This window comes from Tabrizicola sp., from assembly GCF_031377265.1.
In the GTDB taxonomy this organism is placed as follows: Bacteria; Pseudomonadota; Alphaproteobacteria; order Rhodobacterales; family Rhodobacteraceae; genus JAUYQR01.
Map to the genome: position 1 here is coordinate 1 of NZ_JANMET010000219.1, position 3,221 is coordinate 3,221.

Sequence of the window (3,221 nt, forward strand, 5' to 3'; positions counted from 1 at the left end):
TCGACCTCATGCTCGGTCACCGGGCCAAGCCCCAAGGGCCGCCCGGTGCGGTCGCAGCGCTGCAGATAATCGTCCACCAACATGCGTTCGGGCCCGGTACGCAACCGGCCCACGGCGCAAAGGTGCAGGCGCATCAGATCTGCGCGGCCTGGGTGGCGCCGCTGGGAAGCCACATCTTTTCAAGCTGATAGAAGTCGCGCACTTCAGGGCGGAAGACGTGGACGATCACATCGGATGCGTCGATCAGCACCCAATCGCCGGTCTCTTTGCCTTCCATGCGGGCGCTGATGTGGAAATCAAGCTTCAGCCGGTCAGCCAGCTTTTCCGAGATCGAGGCCACCTGACGCGACGAGCGGCCCGAACAGATCACCATGTAATCTGCCACGTCCGAACGCCCGCGCAGATCGATCTGCACGACCTCTTCGGCCTTGTCATCGTCAAGCGATTCAAGCACGGCGGCCAGAACCTGCTCTGGGGTGTAATCCGGCGTCACCGGGTTTGCCGGGCGCGGGCCGACCGGAAGGCCGGTCGCGGGGTCAGAATGAGACAGGACATCGTCCTCCATGGAACACGCGGCAAGGAACCCCCGCGCCGGGTGTCTGTGACAAGGCTACCACCCAAAGGGCGCAATCTCAACCGACGGGGCGAAGGCGCGGGGTCTATCTTTCAGTTGGGGCCTTTGCAAGGCTGGATCGCGGCCAGCACATCGGCACCCAGAATGTCGGCCAACCGCCCCTCGCGGATCAGCGGCAAAAACGGCGCGTCCTTGTCCAGACGGATCAGCACCGACCCGGTGGCATCCGCCGCAGGACCCGCCCCGGTGGCACAACCGCCAATCCCAAGACCAAGGCTGCCTTGCGCCTTGCCCTCGCGTTTCCATGCGGAAATCTCGGCCTGCAACGCCCGCATCTGCGCTGCATCCGTCGTGGTCAGGGCAAAGACCCGGGCGCTGGAACCTTTCGGGGCGGCCACATCCGGCGTGGCCGCAATGTCGCGCAGTGTGAAACTGCCCTTTCGGCTTTCCGCGCCCCGCGTGGCACCAAACTCCAGCTTTGCGCTGCCGGGCACCACCGCCAGCCCCGGCGGCAGGATCACCGCCACTTCGATGGCGGCAGGATCAGCCGTCAACGGGTCAAGCGTGGCAAGGCGCGCAACAGTGCCGGGCACCACCGAGGCGCAGGCCGACAGTATAAGGAAGGCGAGGACGGGTTTCATGGCGAATCTCCTTTGACGTCTAAAGTTTATTGTATTACAGTAAATTTTAATTGCTTAAAGAGGATTCGTCATGCCCGATCTGAACCGCATCGTCACACTGTCATCCTGGCTTTACTGGACCGCGATGGTGCTGGTCTATCTGCTGCCCTTGATCGTCATCATTGCCGTGCTGCGGGGATACTTCGATCCGGCGACGATGCTGGCGCAATATCCGGTTCTGGCGGCTGATACGCCGGTCACCAAGGTTCAGGCGCTGCTGGTCGCGGCCATTGCGGTTGCTGCAGTGCTGCCGATGACTTCGGCCTTTCTGGCAATGGCCAGCCTGTTCAACCGCTATCGCCGGGGCGAAATTCTCAGCGACGGCAGCGCCGACGACATTCTGCGCATCGGCCGCGCGATGTTGCTGGTTGCCGCCGCGACAGTGCTGGTGCCGACCTTGCAGGTTCTGGCGCTAAGCTGGAATGCAGCGCAAAAGACGCTGCAGATCGGCCTTGATGGCGGCACGCTCGGGTTTGTTCTGTCGGCGGGGTTGCTGACCGTGATCGGCTGGGTGATGCGCGAAGCCGCAAGGGTAAAGGCCGAAAACGAAGGGTTCGTCTGATGGAAATCGTGGTCCGGCTGGATGTGATGCTGGCCAAGCGCAAGATGCGTTCGCGCGAGTTGGCCGAAAAGGTGGGGATCACCGAACAGAACCTGAGCCTGTTGAAATCCGGCAAGGTGAAGGGCATCCGATTCGACACCCTTGCTGCAATTTGCAGAGCACTGAACTGTCAGCCGGGGGATATTCTGGAGGCGGTCACTCCAGCCTGAACGCGACCTCGTTGCGCCGCTTCCACGGCAGCTTGAACGGCGCGTCGTAGAACATGAACTGCGGCTCGCCGGTGGTCGCAAGACCTTTTGCCTTGGCCCAGGCGCGCAATTCCTCGGTCCGGCTGGCCAGTGACGCGGTTGTAGGGATGCCGGAAAACCGCAGCACCACCATGCGGACGGGCTTGGTGGTGACAAGCCGGATGCGGCTGTCGTTCGGCTTTGGCAGGGTGTCGAGCGTGTAGGCCGCGGGCATCATGAACTGCACCGTCCAGCCGTGATCCGATCCGGTTTGCGTGACCGGCGTCGTCATCGCGATCTTTTCCGACGGCGCTTGCGTCACCGGCGTGGTCATCGCCACCTTCGCCTTGGCCTCGTTGCCGCCGAAGATATAGCCCGCCAGCACCCGGAACCCGGCGTTGATCGCCGCATCGCGGCTGCCCGACACCGTCACCTCTGCGGCGATGTGGGGCGGGTATTGGCGAATCTCAAACGCGCCGTCCGTCACCTCCACGGTATAGTCGGGCGTCTCGTTGCCATTGTACATCTCTGCCTCCACCGGGCTCAAGGTGCCGATCACAAGCATCAGCGCAAGCATCCAACGCATGACATGCCCCCTCAGGTTCCGACTTCACCTTTAGATGTGCGCCCCGCCCTTGCTTTGCGAGGGGCAAAGGCGTATTTCGCCACCCATGATCCGCTTTTTCGACATTGCCGACCATGACCGCCTGCCGTGGCGGTTCACCGCGTTGAACCGGTCTGTCCTCGCACGACTTGCCTGACGCCCCCTCCTCCGCGTCACCCGTTCCCCATTCGCCAAACAAATGAGATGAGCCATGACCGCTCCGCGCACGCTGTATGACAAGATCTGGGATGACCATGTCGTCCACGAGGCCGAAGATGGCACCTGCCTTCTGTATATCGACCGCCACCTCGTGCATGAGGTGACCAGCCCGCAAGCCTTCGAAGGCCTGCGGATGACCGGCCGCAAGGTTCGTGCGCCGGAAAAGACCATCGCCGTGCCGGACCATAACGTGCCCACCACGCTGGACCGCGCAAATGCCGCAACGATGACCGAAGACAGCCGGGTTCAGGTTGCCGCGCTGGACAAGAATGCCAAGGATTTCGGCATTCACTATTACCCGGTGTCCGACGTGCGCCAGGGCATCGTCCACATCGTCGGCCCGGAACAGGGCTGG

General features: G+C 62.7%; 6 protein-coding genes and 1 pseudogene. 3 read left to right on the forward strand and 4 right to left on the reverse strand.

All coding sequences use genetic code 11. From position 1 onward, the window contains the following. The 3 genes and pseudogenes from RMO18_RS13045 to RMO18_RS13055 all read right to left on the reverse strand — a co-directional run. Nucleotides 1–134, reverse strand: a pseudogene (locus tag RMO18_RS13045) (23S rRNA (pseudouridine(1915)-N(3))-methyltransferase RlmH); the annotation flags it as partial. Then, entirely contained in the window at nt 134–565 is a 432-nt protein-coding gene (gene rsfS / locus RMO18_RS13050) for a ribosome silencing factor (protein ID WP_309666436.1), read from the reverse strand. The pseudogene RMO18_RS13045 and the gene rsfS, both read right to left, overlap by 1 nt. 101 nt (nt 566–666) lie before the next feature. Continuing rightward, nucleotides 667–1,215: a hypothetical protein gene (locus RMO18_RS13055; RefSeq protein ID WP_309666438.1), complete on the reverse strand. Its 549-nt coding sequence runs from the start codon at nt 1,213–1,215 to the stop codon at nt 667–669. Nucleotides 1,216–1,285: 70 nt separating this feature from the next. Here RMO18_RS13055 and RMO18_RS13060 point away from each other — a divergent pair, with 70 nt between their 5' ends. Both RMO18_RS13060 and RMO18_RS13065 read left to right on the forward strand, forming a co-directional pair. Further along, the gene (locus tag RMO18_RS13060; RefSeq protein ID WP_309666440.1) at nt 1,286–1,816 is read left to right on the forward strand and encodes a DUF2975 domain-containing protein; all 531 of its coding nucleotides are present in this window, start codon (nt 1,286–1,288) and stop codon (nt 1,814–1,816) included. After that, the gene (locus RMO18_RS13065; RefSeq protein WP_309666441.1) at nt 1,816–2,025 is read left to right on the forward strand and encodes a helix-turn-helix transcriptional regulator; all 210 of its coding nucleotides are present in this window, start codon (nt 1,816–1,818) and stop codon (nt 2,023–2,025) included. Before RMO18_RS13060 ends, RMO18_RS13065 begins: the two co-directional genes overlap by 1 nt. Here RMO18_RS13065 and RMO18_RS13070 read toward each other — a convergent pair. Beyond that, nucleotides 2,012–2,629 carry a heme-binding protein gene (locus RMO18_RS13070; protein ID WP_309666443.1) on the reverse strand — a complete coding sequence of 206 codons (618 nt, stop codon included), beginning with the start codon at nt 2,627–2,629 and terminating at the stop codon, nt 2,012–2,014. The two genes, RMO18_RS13065 and RMO18_RS13070, sit on opposite strands and share 14 nt — an antisense overlap. Before the next feature lie 229 nt (nt 2,630–2,858). Between RMO18_RS13070 and RMO18_RS13075 the strand changes: the two genes are divergently transcribed. Then, nucleotides 2,859–3,221 (forward strand): aconitase family protein (locus tag RMO18_RS13075; RefSeq protein WP_309666444.1); only part of this gene is annotated, 363 nt, incomplete at its 3' end.